This window comes from Sphingopyxis sp., assembly GCF_025869345.1.
GTDB lineage: Bacteria > Pseudomonadota > Alphaproteobacteria > Sphingomonadales > Sphingomonadaceae > Sphingopyxis.
This window is the reverse complement of the sequence record NZ_JAOZVW010000099.1, coordinates 13,666-38,591: the sequence shown is the minus strand read 5'-3', so window position 1 is coordinate 38,591 and position 24,926 is coordinate 13,666. Positions and strand designations below refer to the sequence as shown.

32 protein-coding genes are annotated in these 24,926 nt (G+C 65.4%); 21 read left to right on the top strand and 11 right to left on the bottom strand.

Annotated elements, in window-relative coordinates:
* The first annotated feature begins 81 nt into the window (after positions 1-81).
* From OJI97_RS10610 to OJI97_RS10600, 3 genes are all read left to right on the top strand, one after another.
* Positions 82-1,038, top strand: a complete 957-nt coding sequence (locus OJI97_RS10610; RefSeq protein WP_297663302.1) for an alpha/beta fold hydrolase — start codon at positions 82-84, stop codon at positions 1,036-1,038.
* Positions 1,039-1,173: 135 nt separating this feature from the next.
* Positions 1,174-2,175 carry an NAD(P)H-dependent glycerol-3-phosphate dehydrogenase gene (locus tag OJI97_RS10605; RefSeq protein ID WP_297663300.1) on the top strand — a complete coding sequence of 334 codons (1,002 nt, stop codon included), beginning with the start codon at positions 1,174-1,176 and terminating at the stop codon, positions 2,173-2,175.
* A 198-nt stretch (positions 2,176-2,373) separates the two neighbouring features.
* A complete protein-coding gene (locus tag OJI97_RS10600) occupies positions 2,374-2,712 on the top strand; it encodes a hypothetical protein (RefSeq protein ID WP_297663298.1) in 339 nt (112 codons plus the stop codon).
* Positions 2,713-2,928: 216 nt separating this feature from the next.
* Here the strand turns inward: OJI97_RS10600 and OJI97_RS10595 are convergent, their stop codons facing one another.
* Positions 2,929-3,510, bottom strand: coding sequence for a TlpA disulfide reductase family protein (locus OJI97_RS10595; RefSeq protein ID WP_297663296.1), 582 nt, complete (start codon positions 3,508-3,510; stop codon positions 2,929-2,931).
* 52 nt (positions 3,511-3,562) lie between these two features.
* Here OJI97_RS10595 and argH point away from each other — a divergent pair, with 52 nt between their 5' ends.
* The 8 genes from argH to lepA all read left to right on the top strand — a co-directional run bounded on the left by argH (position 3,563) and on the right by lepA (position 12,176).
* Complete coding sequence (argH, locus tag OJI97_RS10590; protein ID WP_297663305.1) at positions 3,563-4,939, top strand: argininosuccinate lyase; 1,377 nt, start codon at positions 3,563-3,565, stop codon at positions 4,937-4,939.
* Positions 4,939-5,193: a hypothetical protein gene (locus tag OJI97_RS10585; protein WP_297663294.1), complete on the top strand. Its 255-nt coding sequence runs from the start codon at positions 4,939-4,941 to the stop codon at positions 5,191-5,193. Before argH ends, OJI97_RS10585 begins: the two co-directional genes overlap by 1 nt.
* 133 nt (positions 5,194-5,326) lie before the next feature.
* Positions 5,327-6,586, top strand: coding sequence for a diaminopimelate decarboxylase (gene lysA, locus OJI97_RS10580; RefSeq protein WP_297663292.1), 1,260 nt, complete (start codon positions 5,327-5,329; stop codon positions 6,584-6,586).
* Positions 6,587-6,693: 107 nt separating this feature from the next.
* A complete protein-coding gene (locus OJI97_RS10575; protein ID WP_297663291.1) occupies positions 6,694-7,455 on the top strand; it encodes a siroheme synthase in 762 nt (253 codons plus the stop codon).
* Between the two features lie 336 nt (positions 7,456-7,791).
* On the top strand, positions 7,792-7,938 hold the full coding sequence (locus OJI97_RS10570; protein WP_297663290.1) for a hypothetical protein: 147 nt from the start codon (positions 7,792-7,794) through the stop codon (positions 7,936-7,938).
* 59 nt (positions 7,939-7,997) lie between these two features.
* On the top strand, positions 7,998-9,029 hold the full coding sequence (locus OJI97_RS10565; protein WP_297663289.1) for a HEAT repeat domain-containing protein: 1,032 nt from the start codon (positions 7,998-8,000) through the stop codon (positions 9,027-9,029).
* Complete coding sequence (locus tag OJI97_RS10560) at positions 8,989-10,056, top strand: transposase (RefSeq protein ID WP_297663287.1); 1,068 nt, start codon at positions 8,989-8,991, stop codon at positions 10,054-10,056. Before OJI97_RS10565 ends, OJI97_RS10560 begins: the two co-directional genes overlap by 41 nt.
* A 296-nt stretch (positions 10,057-10,352) precedes the next feature.
* On the top strand, positions 10,353-12,176 hold the full coding sequence (gene lepA / locus OJI97_RS10555) for a translation elongation factor 4 (RefSeq protein ID WP_297663286.1): 1,824 nt from the start codon (positions 10,353-10,355) through the stop codon (positions 12,174-12,176).
* Between the two features lie 27 nt (positions 12,177-12,203).
* Here lepA and OJI97_RS10550 read toward each other — a convergent pair whose 3' ends face one another.
* Positions 12,204-12,623, bottom strand: a complete 420-nt coding sequence (locus OJI97_RS10550; protein ID WP_297663285.1) for a helix-turn-helix transcriptional regulator — start codon at positions 12,621-12,623, stop codon at positions 12,204-12,206.
* Between the two features lie 159 nt (positions 12,624-12,782).
* Here OJI97_RS10550 and OJI97_RS10545 point away from each other — a divergent pair, with 159 nt between their 5' ends.
* Positions 12,783-13,394, top strand: a complete 612-nt coding sequence (locus OJI97_RS10545; protein ID WP_297663283.1) for a GNAT family N-acetyltransferase — start codon at positions 12,783-12,785, stop codon at positions 13,392-13,394.
* Between the two features lie 87 nt (positions 13,395-13,481).
* On the opposite strand, the gene OJI97_RS10540 is transcribed toward OJI97_RS10545, so the two are convergent.
* The 3 genes from OJI97_RS10540 to OJI97_RS10530 all read right to left on the bottom strand — a co-directional run bounded on the left by OJI97_RS10540 (position 13,482) and on the right by OJI97_RS10530 (position 14,657).
* On the bottom strand, positions 13,482-13,763 hold the full coding sequence (locus OJI97_RS10540) for a hypothetical protein (RefSeq protein ID WP_297663281.1): 282 nt from the start codon (positions 13,761-13,763) through the stop codon (positions 13,482-13,484).
* A 208-nt stretch (positions 13,764-13,971) separates the two neighbouring features.
* The gene (locus OJI97_RS10535; protein WP_242770829.1) at positions 13,972-14,271 is read right to left on the bottom strand and encodes a DUF1153 domain-containing protein; all 300 of its coding nucleotides are present in this window, start codon (positions 14,269-14,271) and stop codon (positions 13,972-13,974) included.
* Between the two features lie 2 nt (positions 14,272-14,273).
* Positions 14,274-14,657, bottom strand: coding sequence for a hypothetical protein (locus OJI97_RS10530; protein WP_297663277.1), 384 nt, complete (start codon positions 14,655-14,657; stop codon positions 14,274-14,276).
* Positions 14,658-14,801: 144 nt separating this feature from the next.
* On the opposite strand from OJI97_RS10530, the gene mnmA reads away from it, so the two are divergent.
* The 7 genes from mnmA to OJI97_RS10495 all read left to right on the top strand — a co-directional run bounded on the left by mnmA (position 14,802) and on the right by OJI97_RS10495 (position 18,786).
* On the top strand, positions 14,802-15,938 hold the full coding sequence (gene mnmA, locus OJI97_RS10525; protein ID WP_297663276.1) for a tRNA 2-thiouridine(34) synthase MnmA: 1,137 nt from the start codon (positions 14,802-14,804) through the stop codon (positions 15,936-15,938).
* 53 nt (positions 15,939-15,991) lie between these two features.
* Positions 15,992-16,414, top strand: coding sequence for a hypothetical protein (locus OJI97_RS10520; protein ID WP_297663275.1), 423 nt, complete (start codon positions 15,992-15,994; stop codon positions 16,412-16,414).
* 101 nt (positions 16,415-16,515) lie between these two features.
* On the top strand, positions 16,516-16,656 hold the full coding sequence (locus tag OJI97_RS10515; RefSeq protein WP_297663273.1) for a hypothetical protein: 141 nt from the start codon (positions 16,516-16,518) through the stop codon (positions 16,654-16,656).
* 28 nt (positions 16,657-16,684) lie between these two features.
* Entirely contained in the window at positions 16,685-17,377 is a 693-nt protein-coding gene (locus OJI97_RS10510) for a DsbA family oxidoreductase (protein WP_297663271.1), read from the top strand.
* 56 nt (positions 17,378-17,433) lie between these two features.
* Positions 17,434-17,742, top strand: a complete 309-nt coding sequence (locus OJI97_RS10505) for a hypothetical protein (RefSeq protein WP_297663269.1) — start codon at positions 17,434-17,436, stop codon at positions 17,740-17,742.
* Between the two features lie 262 nt (positions 17,743-18,004).
* Complete coding sequence (locus OJI97_RS10500; RefSeq protein ID WP_297663304.1) at positions 18,005-18,427, top strand: thermonuclease family protein; 423 nt, start codon at positions 18,005-18,007, stop codon at positions 18,425-18,427.
* A 119-nt stretch (positions 18,428-18,546) separates the two neighbouring features.
* Positions 18,547-18,786, top strand: a complete 240-nt coding sequence (locus OJI97_RS10495; protein ID WP_297663267.1) for a DUF2171 domain-containing protein — start codon at positions 18,547-18,549, stop codon at positions 18,784-18,786.
* Between the two features lie 121 nt (positions 18,787-18,907).
* Here OJI97_RS10495 and OJI97_RS10490 read toward each other — a convergent pair whose 3' ends face one another.
* On the bottom strand, positions 18,908-19,363 hold the full coding sequence (locus OJI97_RS10490; protein WP_297663265.1) for a hypothetical protein: 456 nt from the start codon (positions 19,361-19,363) through the stop codon (positions 18,908-18,910).
* A 131-nt stretch (positions 19,364-19,494) separates the two neighbouring features.
* Positions 19,495-19,653, bottom strand: a complete 159-nt coding sequence (locus OJI97_RS10485; protein WP_297663263.1) for a hypothetical protein — start codon at positions 19,651-19,653, stop codon at positions 19,495-19,497.
* A 367-nt stretch (positions 19,654-20,020) separates the two neighbouring features.
* Here OJI97_RS10485 and OJI97_RS10480 point away from each other — a divergent pair, with 367 nt between their 5' ends.
* Complete coding sequence (locus tag OJI97_RS10480; RefSeq protein WP_297663261.1) at positions 20,021-20,500, top strand: hypothetical protein; 480 nt, start codon at positions 20,021-20,023, stop codon at positions 20,498-20,500.
* 42 nt (positions 20,501-20,542) lie between these two features.
* Here the strand turns inward: OJI97_RS10480 and OJI97_RS10475 are convergent, their stop codons facing one another.
* Positions 20,543-21,244 (bottom strand): hypothetical protein, encoded by a 702-nt coding sequence (locus OJI97_RS10475; RefSeq protein WP_297663260.1) that lies wholly within the window; start codon positions 21,242-21,244, stop codon positions 20,543-20,545.
* A 155-nt stretch (positions 21,245-21,399) separates the two neighbouring features.
* On the bottom strand, positions 21,400-22,065 hold the full coding sequence (locus tag OJI97_RS10470) for a hypothetical protein (RefSeq protein ID WP_297663259.1): 666 nt from the start codon (positions 22,063-22,065) through the stop codon (positions 21,400-21,402).
* A 428-nt stretch (positions 22,066-22,493) separates the two neighbouring features.
* Between OJI97_RS10470 and OJI97_RS10465 the strand changes: the two genes are divergently transcribed.
* Entirely contained in the window at positions 22,494-23,312 is an 819-nt protein-coding gene (locus OJI97_RS10465) for a hypothetical protein (protein WP_297663258.1), read from the top strand.
* Positions 23,313-23,394: 82 nt separating this feature from the next.
* On the opposite strand, the gene OJI97_RS10460 is transcribed toward OJI97_RS10465, so the two are convergent.
* Both OJI97_RS10460 and OJI97_RS10455 read right to left on the bottom strand, forming a co-directional pair.
* Positions 23,395-23,625, bottom strand: a complete 231-nt coding sequence (locus tag OJI97_RS10460; RefSeq protein WP_297663256.1) for a hypothetical protein — start codon at positions 23,623-23,625, stop codon at positions 23,395-23,397.
* A 127-nt stretch (positions 23,626-23,752) separates the two neighbouring features.
* A complete protein-coding gene (locus OJI97_RS10455; RefSeq protein ID WP_297663255.1) occupies positions 23,753-24,817 on the bottom strand; it encodes a ribonucleotide-diphosphate reductase subunit beta in 1,065 nt (354 codons plus the stop codon).
* Positions 24,818-24,926: the final 109 nt, after the last annotated feature.

Genomic DNA, 24,926 nt, shown 5'->3' with positions numbered 1-24,926 from the left:
CACCCATCGGCGTCACGCAAGGCCGATGGGTGTCTCGACTTCGCTCGACACGAACGGTTTGAGAGGGAAATTCCGAACGTGATGAAATTCCTCCTCACCCTCGTCACCGCCCCGCTGATCGCGCTGGCGCTGCTCTATTTCGTCTTCCCCGGCCGTCTCGTCGCGCTCGGCCGCTGGCTGCTCCGCAAGCGCGGCGGCACGGTTCAGAAAAGCGTCACCGTCGATGGCCGCGCCTGGCCCTATCTGGAGGGCGGCGATCCCGCGAAGCCGACCTTGCTCCTCGTCCACGGCTTTTCGGGCGACAAGGATAATTGGTCCTTCCTCGCGCCTTATGTGACGCGCGACTATCATATCATCGCGCCCGACCTGCCGGGCTTCGGCGAGAATGAGCGCAACCCCGGCCTTGCCTACGACATCGCGGCGCAGACCGCGCGCCTGAAGGCCTTCGCCGATGCGCTCGGTCTCGACCGGCCGCATATCGCGGGGAACAGCATGGGCGGCTGGATCGCGCTGCGCTATGCGATCGACTATCCGGGTGCGCTCGCCAGCCTGATCCTGCTCGACAATGCCGGGGTCAACGGCGCCGAGGAAAGCGAGCTTCAGAAACAGGCCGCGAACGAGGATTATAATCCGCTCGTCCTCGCGGGGCTGGAGGATGCCGACCGGCTGGTGGCGATGGTCGTCCACAAGCCGCCGCATATCCCGTCGCGGCTGAAGCCCGTGCTTTACGCCGATGCGCTGAAATACCGCGACCAGCTCGACGCGATCTTCTGGGTGATCGCGATCGAGGGCCGCGACCATCCGCTCAACGACCGCCTCGGCGAGGTGAAGGTGCCGGCGCTGATCCTGTGGGGGCGCCACGACAAGCTGCTCGATGTGAGCTGCGTGCCCGTGCTCGAAGCGGGGATCGCGGGCAGCCGGTCGCACATTTTCGATCATATCGGCCACGTCCCGATGATCGAGGACCCGAAGGCAACCGCCGACGCGATGAAGGATTTTCTGGTCAATCTTCCTAAACCTCCGTCACCCCGGACTTGATCCGGGGCCCCGCTTTTTTCCGCAACGTGGAAAGCGGGATGCCGGATCAAGTCCGGCATGACGAAAGGAAGTGAAGCGTTGCTTGCCAACCCTCCCGTCCCGCGCCACTCTCCAGCAAAACAGCGGGAGAGACATATGCGCCTGAAGGTGGGGCTGCTCGGCGGGGGGAGCTGGGGGACGACGGTCGCGTCGGTGGTATCGCGCAACGCGCCGATCACGCTCTGGGCGCGCGATGCCGAAACCGTCGAGAGCATCAATACCGACCATGAGAACCGCAAATATCTCCCCGGCGTGAAGCTGCCCGCCGCGCTTCGCGCGACGAACGTCATGGCCGAGGTCGTCGCGGGCGCCGACGTGCTGGTGATGGGCGTGCCCTCGCACAGCTTTCGCGGCGTGCTCGAGGAGGCGCAGAAGCACCTGCGCCCCTGGGTGCCCGTCATCAGCCTCACCAAGGGCCTCGAACTTGCCTCGGGCAAACGGATGACCGAGCTGATCGAGGAGATATTGCCCGGCCACCCCGTCGGCGTGCTCACCGGGCCGAACCTCGCGCGCGAGATCATGACCGGGCAGGCGGCGGCGAGCGTGCTGTCGATGGAGGACGAAATCGTCGTCCGCGCGCTCCAGCCCGTGTTCCATTCGGGGCTGTTCCGCGTCTACACCAACACCGATCTGCTCGGTTGCGAGCTCGGCGGGGTGCTCAAGAACATCATCGCGATCGCGGTCGGCATGGGCGACGGGCTCGGCGCCGGCGACAATACGCGCGCCGGGCTGATGACGCGCGGGCTTGCCGAAATCACGCGCCTCGGCGTCGCGATGGGCGGCCGGCCCGAGACGTTCGCGGGGCTCACCGGCATGGGCGACCTGATCGCGACCTGCACCAGCCCCTTGTCGCGCAACCGCCATGTCGGGGTCGAACTCGGCAAGGGGCGGCATATCGACGATATCATCGCGGGAATGAACATGGTCGCCGAGGGGGTGAAGAGCGCGCCGACGGTGATGGCGCTTGCGCGGCATCACGGCGTCGACATGCCGATCGCCCGCGACGTGTTCGACGTGACGCAGGGCAAGCGCGACGCGCGCGACGTGTTCCGCGGCCTCCTGAAATCGAGCGTCGGCGACGAAGCGCATCCGGGGTGATTTTTCACCGCGTCATTGCGAGCGAAGCGAAGCAAACCAGGGTAGCGTAAACCGCTCTGGATTGCTTCGCTTCGCTCGCAATGACGGAAGGAGTGGATGATTCCGCCGCCAGCCGTGCGGAATCATCGTCGAGCCGGGAAGAAAAGGCCGCGCTCCTTCGTTTCTCTCCTGACCACAGGGTCCATCAGGAGAAGAACGATGAAAAAATGGACGATTTTTGCAGCGCTTACGGCTCTCCCCGCCAGCGCCGCGATGGCCGCGATCCCCTATGGCGCGATGCCCCCGGGTTTCGACCGCCCCGAAATCCGCACGGCGCCGATCGCCGGCGTCTACAACCAATATTGGTATAATTACAAAGCCGACATCCTCGAAGCCGAGAAGGAACTCGTCAGCGATCTGCGCCACGCGACCGACCGCGAGGACCGCTGGGACGCGTGGGACGAATGGTCGACCGAGGTCATCGACGCCGACAAGGATTACGTCAAGGAAATGCGCAAGAAAGGCTATCGCACCGGCCGCGTGACGGTGGGCGGCTGATCGGCCGGACAGGAGAGGGCGGGGCGCCTCGAGCGTTTCGCCTTCTTCACCCTCGTTCCAAATTCCGTCATTCCCGCGAAAGCGGGAATCCAGCTTATTTTCGTGCCTTTGTGCCTTCGTGCGAGATTACTTGGCCTCGCACAAAGGCACAAAGGCACAAAGAGGAAGAAAAAAAGACAGCGGGATTCCCGCTTTCGCGGGAATGACGAATTGGGGCTAAACCTCACCCTCCGCGAGCAGCGCTTTCGCCTCGTCGCCCTGCCAGTCGATCGCGCCGATGACGCGCCATAGCTCTTTCCCGTCGGCGCCGTAGAAGATGCTCGTCGGCAGCGCCCCGGCGGTGGCGTCGAGCAGTCCGTTCTCGGGATCGAGATAGGGTTGCAGCGCCTTCAGTCCCGCCTTCTGAAACCAGGGATCGACGACCGCGGCGCCTTGCAGGTCCTGCGCGACCGCGATCACCGTCATCGCCTTGCCCTGTTTCGCCGCGAGCGCGTCGAGCGTCGGCATTTCGGCGACGCACGGCGCGCACCAGGTCGCCCACAGATTGACGAGCAGCGGCTTGCCCCTGAACGCCGCGAGCGTCACCGGCGCGTCGTCGGGGCCCTTGAACGCCGCCGCGGGCGCCGCCTTGCCCGCCTGGCTGCGGTCGACGACATGCTGAAAGGTTCGGGCGCCGCCCGCATCCTTCGCTTCACCGTCCGAAATATTTGCTTGCGCGCCTGCCGCTTGCTCCCCGCCGGCCTTTTCCCTATCGCAGCCCGCGATCGTCGATCCAGCCAGCATCAGCGGCAGGATCATCAGCCTGATGTTTGGGATTCGGAAAATGGCGGATACTCCGGACAGTAACAGCATGTGGGGCGGCCGCTTCGGTGGCGGACCCGCGGCGATCATGCAAGAGATTAACGCCTCGATCCCCGTCGACAAGCGCCTGTGGGAAGAGGACATCGCTGCCAGCCGCGCGCACGCCGCGATGCTGGGTGCGGCGGGAATCATCGCAGCCGAGGATGCGGTGCAGATCGATCGCGGTCTGGTGCAGATCGCCGAAGAGTTCGCCGCGAACGGCGTGCCGGTTGACCTCGCGCTCGAAGACATCCACATGACCGTCGAGTCGCGGCTCAAGGAAATCGTCGGCGAAGCCGCCGGGCGGCTCCACACCGCGCGCTCGCGCAACGATCAGGTCGCGACCGATTTCCGCCTGTGGGTCCGCACCGCATGCGAACGCATCGACGCCGGGCTGAAGGCGCTTCAGGCGGCGCTGCTCGCGCGCGCCGGGGAGCATGCGGGCAGCATCATGCCCGGCTTCACGCATTTGCAGGTCGCGCAGCCGGTGACGCTCGGCCATCATCTGCTCGCCTATGTCGAGATGTTTGGCCGCGACCGCGGCCGCTTCGCCGCCGCGCGCCGCCGCCTCAACGAATCGCCACTCGGCGCCGCGGCGCTCGCGGGCACGGGCTTTCCGGTCGACCGTCACGCCACCGCGTCGGCGCTCGGTTTTGCCCGCCCGATGGCGAACAGCATCGACGCCGTGTCCGACCGCGATTTCGCGCTCGAATTTTGCGCCGCCGCCTCGATCGCCGCGATTCATTTGTCGCGCCTCGCCGAGGAAATCGTGATCTGGGCGAGCCAGCCCTTCGGTTTCGTGAGCCTGCCCGACGCCTGGTCGACCGGCAGCTCGATCATGCCGCAAAAGCGCAACCCCGACGCCGCCGAGCTGGTGCGCGGGCGCGCGGGCCTGCTGCTTGGGGCTTTTCAGCGGCTTGCCGTGATCGTGAAGGGCTTGCCGCTCACTTACTCGAAGGATTTGCAGGACGACAAGGAGACGGTGTTTGGGGCCTTCGACGCGCTCGGTCTGTCGCTTGCGGCGATGACCGGGATGGTCGAGACGCTGACCTTCCGCACCGACCGGATGCGTGCGCTCGCCGCCTCGGGCTATTCGACCGCGACCGACCTTGCCGACTGGCTGGTGCGCGAGGCGGGGGTGCCGTTTCGCGAGGCGCATCATATCGTCGGCGCCTGCGTGAAACGATCCGAGGAACTCGGCGTTGAATTGTCGGCGCTGCCCGCCGGGGACGCCGCGGCGATCCACGCCGCGGTGACCCCCGAAGCGCTCGCCGCGCTCACCGTCGAGGCTTCGGTCGCCAGCCGCCGCAGCTATGGCGGGACGGCGCCCGACCGGGTAAGGGAAGCGATCGCCGCCGCGCGCGGCGCGCTGGAAGGAAGCGATTGATGGCGACGCGCCGCATCCTCATCGTCACGATAGGCGCCGCCGCCGCGCTGCTCGGCGCGTGCGGCGCCAAGGAAGATTTGAAGCCCGCGGCGAATCAGCCCGCCCCGACGATCCCCGTCGGCGCGACGCGCGCCCCGACCACACAGGAGCTCACGACGCCTGACGCGCAGGCCAAGCCCGCGCGCAGCGACGAACTTCTCAAACGGTCCGAAAAACGCGAACCCGACGATTTCGACCTGCCGCCTCCGGGCTGACCATGAGGCATCCCCATCGACCGTTCGTGTCGAGCGAAGTCGAGACACCCATCGGCCTGGCGTCGGCCCGATGGGCATCTCGACTTCGCTCGATGCGAACGGGACGGGGGAGTTAGTTCAAGGATTTCCTTCGATGGACCATTTTGAATACCGTAACGGCGTCCTCCACGCCGAAGACATTCCCCTGCCGCGCATCGCCGAGGAAATCGGCACCCCCGTCTATGTCTATTCGCGCGCGACGCTCGAACGCCATGCCCAGGTGTTCGCCGACGCGCTGAAAGACATTCCGAAGAAGCACATCGCCTTCGCGATCAAGTGCAACCCCAACCTCGGCGTGCTGCGCGTCCTCGCGCGGCAGGGCTATGGCGCCGACGTCGTCTCGGGCGGCGAGCTCGAACGCGCGCTTGCCTCGGGCATGGCGCCCGAGGACATCGTCTTTTCGGGGGTCGGGAAGACTCGCGCCGAGCTGGCGCAGGGCCTCGACCGCGGCATCGGCCAGTTCAACATCGAGCATGAGCCCGAAGGCGTCGCGCTCGCCGCGATCGCGCTGGCCAAGGAGATGACCGCGCCCGCGGTGCTCCGCGTCAATCCCGACGTCGACGCGGGCACCCACGCCAAGATCTCGACCGGCAAGGCCGAAAACAAGTTCGGGGTCGGCATCGATGCCGCGCCCGACATCTTCGGGCGCCTCGCCGCGCTGCCGGGACTTCAGATGCGCGGCATCGCGCTCCATATCGGCAGCCAGCTTACCAGCCTCGCGCCGCTCGAAGCGGCGTTCGAGCGCGTCGGCCGCCTCGTCGCCGACCTGCGCGCCGCGGGGCACAGCATCACCCACGTCGATCTCGGCGGCGGGCTCGGCGTGCCTTACCGTCCCGACGATAATCCGCCGTCGCCCGCCGACTATGGCGCGATGGTCGCGCGGGTGACGAAGGACTGGGACGTCACCTTGATGTTCGAGCCCGGCCGCGTCATCGCCGGCAATACCGGCGTGCTGCTGACCGAAGTGCTGTGGGTCAAGCCCGGCGCGACCAACCCCTTCGTAATCGTCGATGCGGCGATGAACGACCTTGCGCGTCCGGCGCTTTACGATGCGTATCATGATTTCGTCGCGGTGCAGCCGACCGGCGAGAAGATGACCGCGTCGATCGTCGGCCCGGTGTGCGAGACCGGCGACACCTTCGCGCGCGACCGCGTGATCGACAAGGTGGAGTCGGGCGACCTCGCGGTGTTCCGCACCGCCGGAGCCTATGGCGCGACGATGGCCTCGACCTACAACAGCCGCAGCCTCGTCCCCGAAGTGCTCGTCGACGGCGACCGCTACGTCACCGTCGCCGACCGCATCGCCGCGGGGACGATCATGGCCGCCGAACGCGTCCCCGACTGGATCGAGTAATCAGCCTCGTCATTGCGAGCGAAGCGAAGCAATCCAGGGCGGCTTACGGCACTCTGGATTGCTTCGCTTCGCTCGCAATGACGATGGTTTTCGCTTAGGCGTATTCCATGCACCAACTCCCCATCTTCCTGAACCTCACCGGCCGCACGGTCGTGCTGGTCGGGGAGGGGGAAGCCGCTGACGCCAAGGCGCGGCTGATCGTGCGCGCCGGCGGGCGCATCGTCCCGGCGTGGGAGGAGGGCGCGAGCCTCGCCTTCGTCGCGCTCGATAAGGGCGCCGAAGCGGTCGTCGCCGATCTCCGCGCGCGCGGCCTGCTGGTCAATGTCGTTGACCGCCCCGACCTTTGCGACTTCACCACCCCCGCGATCGTCGATCGTGCCCCGGTGACCATCGCGATCGGCACCGGCGGCGCATCGGCGGGGCTCGCCAAGGCGATCCGCCAGCGCATCGAGGCGCTGCTGCCCGCGCGCCTCGGCGCGCTCGCGGCGGCGCTCCACGCCGCGCGCGGGGCGATGAAGGCGCGCTGGCCCGCCGCCGCCGACCGCCGCCGCGCGATCGACGCCGCGCTCGCGGCGGGCGGCGCGCTCGATCCGCTCGATGGTGATGCAGCGGACAAAGTGAACGACTGGCTCGCAGGCGACGCCGCCATTCAGCCGTCGCGCCTCGAAACGATCGTCCTGACCAGCGCCGACCCCGACGAGCTCACGCTGCGCGCCGCGCGTCTGTTGGGAGAGGCCGACCATATCTTCCATCCCGCCGGCACCCCCGCCGCGATCCTGAACCGTGCCCGCGCCGACGCGGTGCGCCATCTCGCCGATGCGCCGCCGAATGCGTCGCCGCCGGGCCTGTCGCTCTGGCTGTCGTTCTGAAAAGATTCACGCGGAGGCGCGGAGAAGTGGTGTTCACCGCGAAGCGGTTTTCTCCATCATCGCCGCGCCATGGCGCAACGCCAATAGGATAAAGGGTCTGCCGGTCCGACCCTTCTTCTCCGCGCCTCCGCGTCTCCGCGTGAATCTTTTTCTTCTCTGCGGCCTCTGCGCGAATCTCTCGAGCGACCCGTCGCGCCCGTAGTTATCCTCGCGAAAGGCAATCCCCTGCGTGCCCCTCCATCGCGGCCCGATTACGATAAGTTAACTGGGCGCGTCGCCGCGCGACCCATAGCTCTCGTGTCGGCGGCGCCTCTGCCGCCCATACAGGAGGGATGAATGCCATTGCCTGCCATCGATATCGACACCGTGCCGCTTCTCGATACCGCGGTCGGATTGTTCGGCGCCTTCGCCGGTGAAAGCGCCAGCACGGGACCCTCGATCTTCGAGATTGCTGTCACCGTCGCCACGATCATCTACGACTGAATGTCCCGGGCGGATGCGGCCTAGAGCCGCGCCCGCCCGGCGACCGGCGGCCCTCCCTCGTGACCACAGTCTCGCGCCACGACCATTTTCCGCGCCGCGACGAACGGCGCCGCGATTGCATCCGCCGCGCCGCATCGTGCCTCGACGCGCGCTGGCGGACAGCGGACGGGCTGCCCGGCGGCCTGCGCGTGGCGATGGCGGCGGTTGCGGACGAACCGCCCGCCGCTGCACTCGCCGCGCTCGCGCCGTGGCTCGCCGACACCGGCTGGCTCTCTCGCCGGCTGGGCGAAGCCGTGGCGCAGCTTGCCGCCGAGCCCTTCGCGTCGCCGCCGCTGCGTCCGGTCGGGGGCGGGGAGGGGGCGGGCGGCCTGCTCCTCGCCGAGCAGGCCGCCGTCCGCCTGACGCTTCGCATTCAGGGGTTCGAGCGGCACGAGCGCCCCTCGGCGACGGCCCGCTTCGTGCCGGGCGCCGCCGCGATCCGTTTTCTGGCGACCGGCGGCGCGTCGATCCGCCGCCATCATGTCGCGGTCAGCGCCGCCGAGGAGGCGGGCGCCTTCACCGCCGCGGCCGCTGCGGCTTGCCAAAGCGAGGCAGCGCGGCCGCTCGTCGATGGCGAAAGCCTGTTTCTCGACACCGCGCGCGAAAGCTTCACGCTTGCCGATGCGAGCGGCGACATCCTGTTCCTCGAACTCGCGGTGCAGCCGCCGTCGCCGCTGCCGGTGCGCGCCTATGACGTGGCGAGCGGCCGGCTCGTCCACCTCGCGTCGGCGCGCCGCGACGCCAGCTTCCGGCAGATGGGGCTCGCGGTGCTGCGCGCCTTCGGCCGCCGCGATGCCGCACCGCTGTTCGCCGCCGAGATCGAAAGCGGCGATTTCGCCGCGCGATGGGCGGCGATGCGCGAATTGGTCGCGCTCGACCCCGCCGCCGCGATGCCGCATCTCGCCCGCATGGCGGCGGCGGATCCCCATCCCGAAATCCGCCGCGCCGCGACCGCGACGCTGGCGCTCTATTCCCCCGCTCCCGCTTGCGGGAGGGGAGCAGGAGAGGCCCATGCCGCGCTCGATCGATCCGCCCGCCGCGCCCGAATATGACCTCGCCGAAGTCGCCGCGCGGCTCGACGAAAGCGGCGTCGACCTGTCGGACGAAGCCAGCCTCGCGCGCTGCACCGGCCTCCTCGCCGGCCTGGCGCGCAATCGCGACTTTCTCGCCGGCCGCATCATCGCCGAGCTCAAGGCCAGCTACGCCGATCAGCTGGCGGCGAACCGCTATTCGGCGCAGGTTTTCCTTCTCCACCGCAGCCCGCGCGGCTTCTTCCTGCGCGCCAACCTGTGGCCCGCCGCGACCGATGCCGTTTATGCGGCGAGCGGCGGCGCCGCCTTCGCCTATGGTGTGCCGCACGACCATAATTTCTCGTTTCTGACCACCGGCTATTGGGGCCCCGGCTATGTCAGCGATTATTATGATTATGATGCCGAACAGGTCGACGGCCGCCTCGGCGAGCTATTGCCCCTCCGGTTCGTCGAGCGCAGCGTCCTGAACGAAGGCCGGATGATGCTCTATCGCGCGCATCGCGACATCCACAGCCAGTTCCCGCCCGAGCGTCTGTCGATCAGCCTCAACATCATGGACGAGGGCGAGCATGTCCCGTGGCGCGATCAATATATCGTCGATCTGGAACAGCGCACGATCGCCAGGCGCCCGACGCTGTCGAGCGGTGAAATGCTGCTCCGCTGCGCGGTCCATCTGACCGATAACGGCAAGGATGTCGCCGAGCAATTCGCCAGAATGCACCCGGTCCCGCGCGTCCGCGCCAACGCGATCGCGGCGCTGGCGGCGGTCGAGGAAGGGGCGGGAAGGGCGGCGGTGCTGGAGCGGGGATTGGGCGATGCGGATGCACGGGTGCGCGACGATTGCGAACGATGGCTCGGGTCGTCGGCGGTGAATGGGGGATTGGGGGGAGCGGACGTTGCTCCGTTCGTCATTCCTGCTTTCCCGGGAATGACGAAGGGAGGAGATGCCGAACCTCGTTTTTGGTCTTCATCGAACCCCTTTCAAGCGAATAAGAAAATTCGGGGTCGGCGTGGCAGCTCTGGCTGCTCTGGCGGTTTGGGTCGCTAACGGCGATCCGCCGCCTCCACCCAAGGATATGCAAATGCCGAACGCCACGACAAAGGGTCTTTCCTACATTATCCCGTCGTGCCAGCTTCCCGCCGCTCGCTCTTTGACATCGTGGATGCTTTGCTGGCCGCTGCGACACCGCGAAATTCGCCGCGGGTATCATTATACCGAAGGGGAGAGACAAGTTTGACAACTTCGGAATAAAATTGCGCGGACGCGGTCGTTGCCGACGGGGCAGCGGCATGCGGCCGACTCGCCTGCTGACAGCGCGCATTTCCCCTGCTAACGCGCCGCGCATGACCACGCCTCTCTCCCATATCCGCAACTTCTCGATCATTGCCCACATCGATCATGGCAAGTCGACGCTCGCCGACCGGCTGATCCAGTTCACCGGGGGGCTGACCGCGCGCGAAATGTCCGCGCAGGTCCTCGATAATATGGATATCGAGAAGGAGCGCGGAATCACCATCAAGGCGCAGACGGTGCGCCTGAAATATACCGCGAAGGATGGCGAGACCTACGAACTCAACCTGATGGACACGCCCGGCCACGTCGACTTCGCCTATGAAGTCTCGCGCTCGCTCGCGGCGTGCGAGGGCGCGCTGCTCGTCGTCGACGCCGCGCAGGGGGTCGAGGCGCAGACGCTCGCCAACGTCTATCAGTCGATCGAGCATGACCATGAGATCGTGCCGGTGATCAACAAGATCGACCTCCCCGCCGCCGACGTCGACAAGGTGAAGGCCGAGATCGAGGACATCATCGGCCTGCCCGCCGACGACGCGGTACTCGCGTCGGCAAAGTCGGGCATCGGCATCGAGGAAGCGCTCGAGGCGATCGTCGCCAAGATTCCGCCGCCGAAGGGCGATGCGTCGGCGCCGCTCGTCGCGATGCTCGTCGACAGCTGGTACGACCCCTATCTGGGCGTCGTGATCCTGGTCCGCGTCGTCGACGGGGTGCTGAAGAAAGGCCAGCAGATCAAGTTCATGCAGGCGGGAACCACCCATCTGATCGACCGCGTCGGCTGCTTCACGCCGAAGCGCGAGGAACTGACCGAGATCGGCCCCGGCGAGATCGGCTTCATCACCGCACAGATCAAGGACGTCGCGCAGGCGCGCGTCGGCGACACGGTGACCGATGCCAAGAAGCCCGCAGCGGCGCCGCTGGCGGGGTTCAAGGAGGTCCAGCCGGTCGTCTTCTGCGGCCTGTTCCCGACCGACGCCAACGACTTCGAGAAATTGCGCGAGAGCATCCAGAAGCTCCGCCTCAACGACGCGTCGTTCAGTTTCGAGATGGAGACGAGCGCCGCGCTCGGCTTCGGCTTCCGCTGCGGGTTCCTCGGCCTCCTCCATCTGGAGATCATCCAGGAACGGCTTACCCGCGAATATGACCTCGACCTGATCACCACCGCGCCGTCGGTGGTCTATAAATTGAAGCTCACCCGCTCGAAGGACGGCGGTCCGACCGAGATGGAACTGCACAACCCCGCCGACATGCCCGACCCGAACCGGATCGAGGAGATCGAGGAGCCTTGGATCGAGGCGGTGATCTATGTCCCCGACGAATATCTCGGCGCGATCCTCAAGCTCTGCCAGGACCGCCGCGGGGTGCAGAAGAATCTGACCTATGTCGGCGGCCGCGCGCAGATCACATACGAGCTGCCGCTCAACGAAGTGGTGTTCGACTTCTACGACCGGCTGAAGAGCATCAGCCGCGGCTATGCCTCGTTCGACTATCACCAGATCGGCCATCGCCCCGGCGACCTCGTCAAGATGAGCATCCTCGTCAACAACGAGCCGGTCGATGCGCTCAGCATGATCGTCCATCGCGGCAGCGCCGAAGCCCGCGGCCGCGGCATGTGCGAGCGGCTCAAGGATCTGATCCCGCGCCACATGTTCAAGATTCCGATCCAGGCGGCGATCGGCGGCAAGGTGATCGCCCGCGAGACGATCGCCGCGCTGCGCAAGGACGTGACCGCCAAATGCTATGGCGGCGACGCGACCCGCAAGAAGAAGCTGCTGGAAAAGCAGAAAGAGGGCAAGAAGCGGATGCGCGAATATGGCAACGTCAACATCCCGCAGGAGGCGTTCATCGCCGCGCTCAGGATGGGCGACGACGCCTGATCGGGGCGGGGGCTTTCGCGCCCGCGCCTACATCTCGATGACGATCTTCACCTTCGCTGGGCTGGTGCCCGCGGCTTGGGCGATTTCGGAGCGCATCCGTGCCACCATTGCGCCGAGGTCGCTTACGCGGCTGGGCGATGCGTGACCCAGAAGCTCCGCGATCGGTGCGCCGAGCAGGGCGCCCAGCGATTCCAGTCGCGCCGGCTTCGGCCGCGAACGATTCTGTTCCCAATAGCAGACCGAAGCCTCGCTCACGCCGAGTTGTCGTGCGAGATCGGACTGGGTCCAGCACCGCGCCTTGCGAAGCCGCGAGAGCTTTTCGCCGAACGTCTCGAAAGCCGAGCCGTCGTCATTGCCGGCGACGGGCGCGAATCCCGATTCGCCCGCGGGCACCGCGCCGACTGGCGTGATACCCGGCGTCGAAGAAGAAAGAGAGAAATTGCGCACGACCCGTTACCTTCATTAACCTGGATTAATTTTTTCATCCAACGCCATTTAACGCCTTAAGTTCCCTTGCTCTTTCAACTTTTCCCATCATCGGCCGCGTTGCGATTGCCAGCGGCGCGCCGGGCCACTAGCCTTTGGGAATCGGAGGAGGCGAGCGCGATGATCGAGGCACCGGCGCGACCGATCGACCACATCGTCGTGGACAGCAGGCTCAACGACGGCACCCGCGTCTCGCTGCGCTGCATCACCCCCGCCGACGAGGAGCGGCTGCGCACGGGGATTGCCACGCTGTCCGCCGAATCGCGCTACCTGCGATTCTTCTCGCCCGCCCCGACGCTCCCCGATGCGGTGATCAAGCGGCTCGTCGATGTCGACGGGCACGATCATATCGGCTGGGGCGCGATCTGCACCGATTGCGACGATTGGCCGGCGATCGGCGCGGTGCACGCGGTGCGCTATGCCGACGGACCCGCGGGCGAATTTTCGATCGCGGTGCTCGATGCTTTCCAGGGCAAGGGACTCGCGCGGATGATGACCGCGGCGCTGCTGATCCAGTGCCTCGCCGAGGATCTGCTGACGCTCGAGGTCCATATGCTGTCGGAGAATGCGGCGGCGCGCCGGCTGGTGAAATCGCTCGGCGCGGTGTGGACGTCCGAAAGCGCGGGGGTCGCCGAATATGCGCTGGGCGTCGCCGACGGGATCGCGTCGCTGCGCGCCGACCCCGACGCGCCGGGGGTCGAGGACGTGTTCCATGCGCTGACGCGATTGTGACCAGGAAGGCCCCGGCGGATGGGAAAAGAAAAAGGCGCCGGAGTTTCGCTCCGGCGCCTCTCGCCTTATCGTCCGTTCGGGACGCGTTTATTTGGTTTTCGGCTCGGGCGCCGGGGTCGTGGTGTCGGCGGGCGGCGGGGTGACGCCCTTGTCGATCGCATCGGCCTTGGCTTCGCCGGCATCCTCGACCGCGTCGGCCTTCGCTTCGGTCGCTTCCTTGGCCGGGCCTTCGGGCATGGCATCGGCCTGCGCGTCGATAGCGTCCGACTGAACTTCGGCCTGGTCCTCGACCTGATCGGCCTGCTTGCTCTGGCAGGCGCCGAGCGCGAGCGCCGAAGCGGCGGTGAGGGCAATGATCGTCTTGCGCATATCGAATATTCTCCAAGGTTGACTCCGAGGCTTAACGCCGGGTGAACGCCAGAGTTGCACGAAAATTTTCAAGTCACTGAAATAGGGCACCTTTTTGTTTGTTCCGCTCTAAATTTCGCTCGTCGCCGTAGCGGTCTGGCTCCCGCCAGCCCAAAAAAAAGAGGGCGCCGGAAGCGCCCTCTTCCTACCATGTCGCACGGGATCGCGGTCAGAAGCGCTGCTGGCGCTCGTAGAGATCGCGATAGTGCTGGATGCGGGTGACGCGGAGGCCCGGCATACCGCTGCGGTCGATCGACCGCTGCCAACCGGCAAACTCTTCGAGCGTCAGGCCATAGCGTTCGCACACTTCGTCGACGGTCAGCAGGCCGCCGTTGACCGCAGCCACGACTTCTGCCTTGCGGCGAACGACCCAGCGGGTGGTGTTCGCCGGCGGCAGCGTGTCGAGTGTCAGCGGTTCGCCGAGCGGACCGATGACCTGAGCGGGCCGGATTTTCTGATTCTCGATCATGTTCATTCCATATTGTCTTCGTCGTGGGGGATCGGCGAGGCCGACAACCAGGGTGCTACATGCAAGGGGTTCAACATCGACTGAAACCCTCTGGTAAACGGGCTGTTCACAGTTTCGGTCAGGGCGTTCGCTCCATCGGACAGATCGAGGAAACGAACGGGCCGTGCCGCCATTTGTTCCGTCGCGACGGGCGCGGCGGCCAGAAAATGACTAAGAGCGTTAACGCGTGCCGCGTGGCGTTCCCGATTCGCCCGCGCGCGGAGCAGGCGAACCGTCGGCGATGCCGCCTGGCGTGCTTCGGAAACCGCGAGCAGGATGTCGAATCCCGGCTCCGACAGGCGGGACACGCCGGCAAGCTGTGGAAAATCTGACGGGTCGACGTTCATGCCATCCGTCTAGCGGGGAGGGGCTAAGGTCCAGTAAATGCCCATTTCATAGCTTGTTAGCGAAGCTTAACCCCCGTCAATATCTTGACGCGTGCGGCGGAAAAGCTGGCGTTTCGGGCGATCCATCCCTAGATGGCGCGAGCGATGATCGAGACGATTTCTCCCCCCGCCGGCGCTGTCCGCGCCGACTTTCAGCTTGCCGAGCCGCTGAAGGACCGGCGAGTCGTCGTCGCGATGTCGGGCGGCGTCGATTCGAGCGTGGTCGCTGCGCTCGCCGCGCGGTCGGGTGCCGAGGTGATCGGCGTGACGCTCCAGCTTTACGACCATGGCGCCAAGGCGAAGCGCGTCGGTGCCTGCTGCGCCGGGCAGGACATCCGCGACGCGCGCGCGGTCGCCGACCGGCTGGGCTTCGCGCACCATGTCCACGACCATGAAAGCCGCTTCCGCGACACGGTGATCGATCAGTTCGCCGACGAATATCTGGCGGGCCGGACGCCGATCCCCTGCGTGCGCTGCAACATGGGGGTGAAGTTCACCGATCTGTTCCAGCTTGCCAGGGACCTGGGCGCCGACTGCCTTGCGACCGGCCATTATGTTCGCCGCGTGATGGGCCCCGCAGGCGCCGAACTCCACCGCGCGGTCGATCCGGCGCGCGACCAGAGCTATTTCCTGTTCGCGACGACGCAGGAACAGCTCGACTTTCTGCGCTTTCCTCTCGGCGGGCTTGAAAAGAGCGCGGTGCGCGAGATTGCGCGCAACCTCGGCCTTGGCGTCGCGGGCAAGCCCGACAGCCAGGACATCTGCTTCGTTCCCGACGGCGATTATGCGACGCTGGTGAAGAAACTGCGTCCCGAGGCCGACGACCGGGGCGAGATCGTCCATGTCGACGGCCGCATCCTCGGCGCGCATCGCGGCCTTATCCACTATACGGTTGGCCAGCGGCGCGGGATCGAGATCGGCGGACAGGCGGAACCGCTTTATGTCGTCCGTCTCGATGCCGCGGCGAAGCAGGTCGTCGTCGGGCCGCGCCGCGCGCTCGCGGTGTCGGGCGCGCGGCTCGGCGAAGCGAACTGGTTGGGCGCGGTCGACGGACGGCCGGTGCTCGCCAAGGTGCGCAGCATGGCAAAGCCGGTGCCCGCGCGCATGGAGGGCGACCGGCTGGTCTTCGCCTCCCCCGAATATGGCGTCGCGCCGGGGCAGGCGGCGGTGCTCTATGACGCGGCCGATGAAAGCCGCGTGCTCGGCGGCGGCTGGATCGAGGAAAGCTTCCCGGCGGAATAGATTGCACTTTCCCTCCCGATGCCGCAGCCTGCGCGCAAAAGGGGAGACAAGTCATGATCAACTGGGTCTTGCGCGGCGCCGTCCTGCTGTGGGCGCTGTTCTTTGCGATCGTCGGGCTCCGCGGGATATTCGATCCGGCAAGCTTCACCGAATTGTTCGGCATCGTCGTCGAAGGCGCGGCCGCCAATACGGTGCGCGCCGACCTGTCGGCCTTCTTCCTCGTCGCGGCCGGGGGCGCGGCGGTGGGCGCGCTGGTGCCCGGCTGGTCGCGCGCGCTGCTGGTGCCGGCGGCGCTGTACGGCACCGCGCTCGTCGGTCGGCTGATCGGCGTCGGCAGCGGCGATCTCGTCAACGCCGGCATCATCCAGGCGATGATCATCGAGGCGCTGTCGACCGGGCTGATGGTCGCAAGCTGGTGGATGCTGTCGCGGCGGGTTCCGGCGGTGAGCGAGGCGCCGGTCGATACCGTGCATTGACGGCGGCCAGGCTCCCAAGGCGCCTTGCCTTGTCTTTTTAACCATTATGTGAGTTACTGGCGCCGGGTCGCTTCTGTTTCCTTTGGGTGGGAGGGGAGCGTATGGCAGCCGAGGACAAGCGCGGCGGCGACAGACGCGGGGAGGACCGGCGGGTCGCCGACGACCTCGATTACAAAGGGCCGGAACGCCGCAAGGGCGACCGGCGTTCGGGCAAGGAGCGCCGCGAATCCGACAGGTCATAGCGCGGCGGCCAACCCCTGGCTGGAGACGATGACCGTGACCGATCTGCCGCGCCTTTCGATCGACATCGTCTCCGATGTGATGTGCCCGTGGTGCATCGTCGGCTGGCTGAAGTTCGAGAAGGTGATGGCGCATTTCGCGGGACGGCTGGACTTCCGCGTCCAATGGCATCCCTTCGAACTCAATCCCGCCATGCCGCCCGAGGGCGAAGATGCCGCAAGCCATGTCATGCGCAAATATGGCGTCAGCGCCGAACAGAGCCGCGCGAACAGCGGCAGGATGGCTGCGATCGCGGCCGACCTGGGCTTCACTTTCAATCGCGGACCCGATTTCCGGATGCGCAACAGTTTCGACGCGCACCGCCTGCTGAGCTGGGCGGGGGCGCTCGAGGAGCCCAGGCAGGTCGCGGCGACGGGCGTGCAGACCGCGCTCAAGCTGGCGCTGTTCCGCGCCCATTTTACCGACAATCGCGATGTGAGCGATCACGCGGTGCTGGCCGATATCGCGGCATCGGTGGGGCTCGACCGCGCCCGCGCGGCGGCCATCCTCGGCGACGACGATTATGGCGAGATGGTGCGCACGGAAGAGGCCTATTGGGCCGACCGCAATGTGACGGGGGTTCCCGCCTTCATTCTGGGCGGGCGGATGCTCGTCCCCGGCGCGCAGGACCCCGAGGTTTTCATTCGCGTGATCGAAACGAAGGTGCTGGCAGCCGCCGCCTGAAGGAACGGCCGTCCGGTTCCGCGCGTTTTCCGGTCGTCCCTCGAAAGGAGCCGGCCATGATCGACGATCCCCGCAGCAGCAGCGAAGCCCCCGAGACGCGGAACCGCGAACAGGATGACGAGGAAGCGCAGGCGCAGACGGTCGCCGAAGCGGCGCGCCACGCCCGCTCGCTGGAGGACAGCCATAAGGCCAAGGCGCGCGACGAAACCGACGATGTCGAGGACCTGGTCGACCATATGCGCCAGATGGAGCGGTCGGGCCGGATCGATATGGGCGCCTATCGCGGCGAACGCAGCGACGACGATGAAGAAGACGAACTGGGTCCCGGCGGGATCGACGACGACGAACCGCGCGGCGCGCCGTGAGCGGCGCGGCCGGTGCGCCGCGATTGATCGATAATGGCGCCCGAGCGGGTGCGATGACTCCCGATCTCCGCCAACGCGGAGGTGCTTCCTTGGCATTTCCTTCAGCCTTCAATGGCAGAAGGCGGGCATGGCCCGTCCTTACCGTTCGCCTCCCCCACGCCATGCGCGCAGGCCCCGATCCCGACGCCGGAATCGCCGCGATCGCTTCGCGCTGTGGCTGACGCTCGTCGTCTGCGGCGGGTTCGCCGGGACGCTTGCGGCCTTGCAGACCGGCTCCGTTCCGCGGGCGGCGGCCGAAATGGCTGTTCATGCCGCTCCCGCGGTCCCCGCTGACGGCCTGTCAGTGCGCTTCGGCTTTTGCCACATCGGCGGCGGGCGGAATTGCGTCGTCGATGGCGATACTTTCTGGTTCGCGGGCGAGAAATACCGCATCGCCGACATCGATACCCCCGAAACCCACCCACCGCGCTGCGCCGAGGAGGCGGCGCTGGGCAAGGCGGCGACCGAACGGCTGCGGCGCTGGCTGAACGAAGGCGCGTTCAGCCTGGAGAGCAGCGATCGCGATACCGACCGCTATGGCCGCAAGCTGCGTATCGTGACGCGCGGCGGCGCGAGCGTCGGCGATGCGCTGGTCGGCGAAGGACTCGCGCGGCGCTGGGAGGGCCGTCGACGCCCCTGGTGCTGATGGCCCGTCGAAGGCGGGCGCGGCTTTCGGGCGGCTCGTCGGAGGTGCTGGAGCCGACTCGCTTTCCATGCGTATGATCGCCAGGACTCCCGCTTTCGGGAGCGGCAAGGAGATTTGTCATGGCCGAGCATGATCACAGCGCGATCAAGGAAAATATGACTGTCGTCGGCGCCGACGGCGTCCACATCGGCACCGTCGATCATATCGACGGCGAGCGGATCAAGCTGACCAAGGCCGACAGCGGCGACGGCAAGCATCATTATCTGCCCGCCGGCCTCGTCGCGGCGGTCGAGGGCGACACGGTGCGCCTGTCGGCGAACGCCGCCAATGCGGTCGACCTGTTCGAGGAAGCCGAATAGCCGGATACAGATGGCCGGGGCCGCAATCCGGCGCCCCGGCACTCGAAACTGGCCCGTCCCACCACAGCGGGGCGGGCCGTTTTCGTTTCGCCCTGCCCGGGTGATCGCGCCGCGCCGAGGCTCAGCGCGTCCGGGCGGCCGCGCTGCCGTGGGCGTTGGCGCGGATTTCGGCCTTGGACAGCTTGGTCACCAGCGGGCCGGTGACGCTGTCGGCCTTGCTGTAGAGCGCGGCGAGCGGGATGTTGTAGAGCTTGCCGCCGTCGACGATCACCGCATTGTCGCCGTCGATGCTCTGCACCGTGCCGATGTCGTTGCCCGCGGTGTCGGTCACCTGCGCGCCCGCGCGCACCTGTTCGCGCGCCGCGACGACCAGCTTCGTCTCGTCGATCGTGCCGTTCACCGTATCGTCGACGCGGCCGACGGTATCGCCGACCTGATCGGTGACGTTGCCCACGGTCCCGGCGACCGGGCCGGTGCCGAGGGTTGCATCGACGGTGCCGCCGACGCCGACCTGCGCGATCGCGGGGGCGGCAAGCGCCGCGGCGCCCGCGGCGATGAGGGTGAGAGGCTTGCGCATCGAATATCTCCTTGATTGCGGGCAGCCGCCAGCGGCGCCCTCCGCACCGAAAAACCGGCGGGCGGCGGAGATGTTGCAAAAGCGGCGGCGAGTCGCGGCTGCCGCACGACGAGCGGCTGAGCGCGCGCCCGTCAATGCGCCTTTGCGGGCGCGGGCCTCGCGGCGATCAGCTTGGTCAGCGTCGCGATGCGGCGGCGCGCGGCGCTCCAGTCGCGTTCGGGATGCGCCTGGATCTGGCCCAGGAGGACATCGAGTTCCTTGCGGCGATCGCCTTCGGTCACGGCCTGCATGGTCTTTCTCCTTCGTCGCCAAGCATAGCAGGGATGCGGCGCGAAGCGAGTCGCGCCGCCGTGGCGAAGCGGCCGCCCGCCGCGTAATTTTATTCCAAAGTTGTCAAAGTTCACGATCCCTTCCGGTAAAATAATACCCGTGACAGAAAGCGCCGGGGGCCGGTGGCGGCGGCAGGAGCGGACAAAAGGGGCAGGGCGGATCGGCATAGCCCCGTTTCAGCATGATGCTGCAATGTAGGAAAGCCCTCCGCGACCCTATTTCGTCCGCCCTTCCTGATCGCATCGCGGGTGGCGCCGCGCCGCTGCCGTGCCTATCTATCGCGCGATGCAGCATGGGGACCGGACCATTAGCAAGAGACAAGTTATCGTGATCGCGCGGCTGAAGGCGAAGCCGCTGCTGGCCGGGCAGCTGGTCGCGGCGTTGCTGCTCGCCGGGCTGGTGCTCGGGCAGGCGTGGCCGGTGCGCGCCGACGGCATGGGGGCGATGCTGCGGTCGCTGCTGTTCGGCGACGCGGTGGCGACGGCGGCGATGCTGGCCGCCGCGTTCGGCCTCTGGACCTGCCGGCGGCTGTGGCGCCAGCGCGCGCGCTATATCTTCCACGACGGCGCGCGCCTCTATCGCGGCGGCGACCTGTCGTGGCCGCTGGAGTCGATCCGCGACGTGGTGAGCGAGCGCGACCGCTTGGGTCTCCCAACGCTGCGGCTGGTCGTCGATGACGACAGCGAAGTCACGCGGCCGCTGGTGCTGCTGCCTCTGCTCGACGGCTCGGCCGAGGCGGTGCGTGGCGGCGTGCTGTTCGCGGCGGCGGGAATGCGCGGGGTGCCGAGCGGGGTGACGGTGAATTGAAGGGGCCGGGGCTGCTCTGGCCGTCCCAAAGTTCAGTAAAGTTCAGCCCAACGGGCGTTCCGTGTTGGCCGTATCGGCCGCACTGGCCGCACTGGCCGCGCCTGCGGCGTCGTCCGCGTGGTCGCGATACCAGGGCGGGAGAGCGCCGTCGCACAAATCGGCGATCTCCAGCGCCGCCGCGAGGTGGTCGGGCGACATGAGCGCCGCAGGCGCGGCGGGCGGTTCGGGGTGCAGATGGACCAGCGCCTCGGCCACCCCGGTGGCTGCGGGGGCGGCGATGCGGTCGGGTCCGGCCTCGCGAAACCGGTCGGGGCCATAGGCGCGCAGCAGGAACATCAGCAACCGGTCGCTCTGGCGCAGGCGGCGGCCGACGCGGTTGCCGTCGCGGTCGAACACCGGCTCGTCGGTGCCGACCAGCGCGCGTTCGAAGGCGGCGTCGAGCAATTTCTTCGACGCCGCATCGATCGCCGCCGACCAGGCGCGGTCGAACGCTTCGGCCCCCGGTGCGCGGCGCAGGCGATAGGCGGAGGATTCGGACATGCCGACGCGCTGCGCCGCGGTGGCGACCGAGCCGGTATCGGCCAGCGCCTCGATGAAGGCGCGCTGCTTGTCGGGCGACCAGCCGTCCTTGCGGCGCTTTTTCAGCACCGGCACCCAGTCGTAGGCGGCGGGGTCGTGGCCGTGCGCGTCGAACGCGGGGGTGGCGGTGGAGTCGGGCGAGGCGATGGGGGCGATGTGGCTCATCCGCCAGCTTGGAGCATGGCGGGAGAATGTAGGACAGCGGTTTTTGGGGTGGGGTGTGCGAAATAGGATTGGGCGGCGAGGAGATGGGGTTTCACGCGAAGGCGCCAAAAGAAATTGGCCCTCACCCTATTTCGTCACCCCAAACTTGGTCCCAGCTATTTTGCTTTCGCGGCGCGCGCAGCCGCTTTTGCGGCCTGACGCTCGGCTTTTGCTGCTTTGGCTTTCGCTGTGGCCTCGACCCATTCCTCATGATCGCCTGGCGTGTAGCAAAATCCGGATAATGGTTTGGCTTTGCTCTCTTCGCCCGGCGTCCAGAGGTCGAGCGAAGAGATTTCGAAACCCTTGGACTTGCGACGAAACAGCCCGTCATAGATACCGAGCAGACTGCCGTCAGCGGCATAAGCGCGCCACTGGCCGCGTCCCCGCACTTCATATCCGCCGAGGCGTAGGCCGATGAGTTCGATGCGATCGACGCGCGCAGCCCATGGATCGCGAATGTCCATCAATTCGGTTATTTTGGCACCGTCGATTGACCAGCTACGGTCTTGCTTGCGACTGGTATAGACGGGTTTCAGATCGGCATTGACCGCCGCGAGCGCAAGATAGGCACGGAGCGCCGGCTCTGCTTCGGCATTGAAGCGTGCGGTCTGCTTGTCGTTCGGTACCCATGTGAGGTTCAGGCAATTTTCGGGAATGCCTCGATTAGATCGGGCCACCGCTTGGCCGATCACGTCGGCCATGAAACCGGCGTTATATTGCGCTGTGGCACTTGAAGGCAGCAGCGCCCCGGCGGCCGCAGCGATAATCAGACCATATTTCATGGATTTCGTTCCCTCATTCCCCGATGCAAGGAGTGCAAGGCGTATGAAGCGGTGTCAAGCGCGACTGGCTTTGCTTTGAATCCGTGGCGCTGTTCCGACTGCCCGGTTGTCGTTCCGGGCTTGATCCGGGGCCATACGACGGCCGTAGGATGGACCCCGGATCAAGTCCGGGGTGACGAGATTGGGTTGGAATGGAGGCTTCTCTTCAAATCGACATGCCGGACTCGATCCGGCATGATGATGCGGCATGAGGCAAGTGGGGATTTAGTAAACTGTCACTGTAATTCCGTAATTCCCGAAATTCTCCGAAATTCTCCGAAATTATAAATCAGAGATTATTGCATCTTTCACCGTAATTACTATATATTATAGCGCTTACGCATTTAAGGTTGGCACAAGATATGTCAAAAAAATCATTGACTCGTGTGGTGGCTGAGATCGATGGAGCGCTATATCCTCTTCTTTCTATTGGAGAAAATTCAAATGGGCGTCTTATTTTGAAGCCCAAGAAATCAAAGTTTAATATCCAGGATGGAATATGGCGCGAGACGATTGAGCAAAAGATCACCGTTCATCCACCCAGTGATTCTGGAAACAACACAATACACCATACTATACGAACTAATGGTTCATCAGATATTGAGACATATCAGGTAACTTCTGCTGTAAAGAATGGAGGATTGTGCTTAATTTATGCGCACACATTCGGGGATTTGACACTAAGTAATCCTTCATCACTTATACGTAAAAATGATAGAGTTTATAAAATAGCAAAATTCTATCCAAAAAAATCAGTTCTTCATATGTTAGTATTCATTTCTTCATCCGATTCAACAATAAATTTTATTGATGAGGATAAAAACTATAATAGATATATTATAAATTTTTCTAATGTTTCTGTTATTATTGTTACGACCTTTACGTATATGCCTTCGCTCGTTGAAGGATGGCTAATGCACTTCGCGACCGCCCCACCGAGAGTTGGTGGGAAATTTTTCGGAGAACCATTTGCTCCAACTGATGGGCTATCTCCGCAAGAGGCGAGAGGCGTAGCCGGAATGCAGCTTATCCGCTCCCACCTTTATGTGCATGAACGGGCTAAGGCATTCTTGGCTAGCTGTGCGCATAATGACGAGGTGTCGTTTGATCCGGCTCTTGAAGAAGCCATTCGATGGTCATTGGCGCTGAGCTTTCGCAGTACGCCCATTATACCTTCTGATGACGGTAGGGCTAGAAGTCAGGCCTGAGCCTTCTCGCGTAGGCAGTTACAGCCCATGGCAGCTATGATAATATTTTGATTGCATTGAGTTCTTGTGGGAAAGCGATTCCTCAAACCGAAAACCCGCCCGCGTTCCGCCGGTTCGATCCCGCCGCCAGCACCTTCTTGCCCGTCGGGGTCAGCGCCCACTTTGCGCCCTGCTGCACCACCAGACCCAGCGTGACGAGTTCGTCGCGGATGGGGTCGGTGGGGAGTTGAGGGCGGCGGTTCGAGAGGCCTTCGAGGGTGGCGCGCTGGGGTTGGCTGAGGATCAGCAGTTTCTGTTTTTTCTTGTCGGTCATTCGGGTGGCCTTTTGACTCTATTCCTGCGCGGGTGTGTAAGCGGTCCTGCCCTCCCCGCTGCGACTAGCGAACAAGTTCGCAAGTCTCGCTGCCCCTCCCGCTTGCGGGAGGGGGTTGAGTGCGCGTTTATTCCGCGGCGATGCCGGCAGCCTTGAACATGTCCTCGCCGTCGCTTTCGGCGTCGTTGACCGGCGCGGCGTCGTCGTTGCTCTTGGCCTTCTTGCGGCTGTCGAAGCTTGACCAGACGGTGTTCCAGTCGCCGCGGGTCGCGGCCTTGCTGTATTCGGTGGCGCGGGTTTCGAAGAAGTTGGCGTGCTCGACGCCGTTCAGCAGCGGGGCGAGCCAGGGGAGGGGGTGTTCGTCGATCATGTAGATCGGCTGGAAGCCGAGCTGCCCCAGGCGCCAGTCGGCGATGTAGCGGATGTAGCGCTTGATCTCCTTCGGCGTCATGCCGGGGACCGGGCCTTGCTCGAAGGCGAGGTCGATGAACGCATCCTCGAGCCGCACCGTCTTCTGGCAGCAGTCGATGATGTCTTCCTTCACCGCCTTGGTCAGGCAGTCGCGTTCCTTGACGAAGGCGTGGAACAGGCGGGTGATGCCCTCGCAGTGCAGGCTCTCGTCGCGGATCGACCAGCTGATGATCTGGCCCATGCCCTTCATCTTGTTGAAGCGCGGGAAGTTCATCAGCATCGCGAAGCTAGCGAAGAGCTGCAAGCCTTCGGTGAAGCCGCCGAACATCGCGAGGGTGCGCGCGATATCCTCGTCATTGTCGACGCCGAAGGTGCCCATATAGTCGTGCTTGGCGCGCATCTCGTCATATTCGAGGAACATGCCGTACTCGCTCTCGGGCATGCCGATCGTGTCGAGCAGGTGCGAATAGGCCGCGATGTGGACCGTTTCCATGTTGCTGAACGCGGTCAGCATCATCTTGATCTCGGTCGGCTTGAACACGCGGCCATATTTGTCGTGGTAGCAGTCCTGCACCTCGATATCGGCCTGGGTGAAGAAGCGGAAGATTTGCGTCAGCAAATTGCGTTCGTGGTCGCTGATCTTCTGCGCCCAGTCGCGGCAATCCTCGCCCAGCGGCACTTCCTCGGGCACCCAGTGAATCTGCTGCTGGCGCTTCCAGAACTCGAACGCCCAGGGATATTCGAAGGGCTTGTAGGTCTTGCGGGCTTCGAGAAGGGACATGCGGTTTATCCTTGGATCAGATCTTGTTCGTCATTCCGGCGAAAGCCGGAATCCATCGATGGGTTGCGCTCTCCCCGCGTGGACCCCGGATCAAGTCCGGGGTGACGAG